Below are 828 nucleotides of genomic sequence, written 5' to 3' on the forward strand. Positions count from 1 at the left end.
ACCTTGCTCGACCGGGCGGAACACCTGGGCCGCCGACTGTTCGGCGGCACGACGATCGCGAAGGCGTTCCTGCTGTCGATCGTGCTGGCGCTGCCGGTGCTGCCGCTTGCCAAGAGCGAGAGCGCCTCGGACGCGGTGACCCTGCTGATCGGCACGCCGGCGCTGCTGTGCTTCGCGTACTGCATGGTCGGGGCGGGCGTGCGGCTGCTCCTCCACTACATCCTGTTCGTGCTGGTGGTGCTGACGCTGCCGCTGCTGATCGTCCCCGCGTACCGGCGCTGGCTGCTCGGCCCTGCGGAGAGCTCCGCAAAGGACTCCTCGGAGCCGATCGAGCGGCGGCCGGGCCATGTGCCGGCGAGTGCGCTGCTGGCGGTGTACCACTCCGGGACCATCAGGTCCTCGACCGTGAGCGTGCACTTCAGCGACGGCACGCACGCCGCTTACACGGCCCGGGGGAGCGGCCACAAGGAACTGATCCGGCAGTTCAGGCGGATCATCGCCCCCCGGGACCTCATCCCCGCCGCGGCTCTCGGCGCGCCGACCGCCGGCCGCTTCCGTCGGGGAGGCTCGGCGCTCCCGACGCCACAGGCCCCCATGCCTCCCGACGCCCCGATGCCCCCGGCGTCAGGGGCTCCTGCACCCTCGAACGCCCCCATGCCCCCCGCGGTCGGCTGAACCACGGGGAGTCACCCGCGCGCAGGTCCGGAACGGAGCGATCATGTTCTGGGGTCAAAGGGGGCGGACCGACGGCGACGAGGAGTGAACGTGAACGAAGCCCTGTTGGTCGAGGCCACGCCCGGCGGGAGGCTGATGCTCCGGTTCGGGGCG

At 71.9% G+C, this 828-nt stretch carries 1 pseudogene; it reads left to right on the forward strand.

Annotated features, from left to right (window positions below):
* Positions 1 to 675, forward strand: a pseudogene (locus EIO00_RS24400) (hypothetical protein); the annotation flags it as partial.
* Positions 676 to 828: the final 153 nt, after the last annotated feature.

This window comes from Thermomonospora catenispora (genome assembly GCF_006363815.1).
In the GTDB taxonomy this organism is placed as follows: Bacteria; Actinomycetota; Actinomycetes; order Streptosporangiales; family Streptosporangiaceae; genus Thermomonospora; species Thermomonospora catenispora.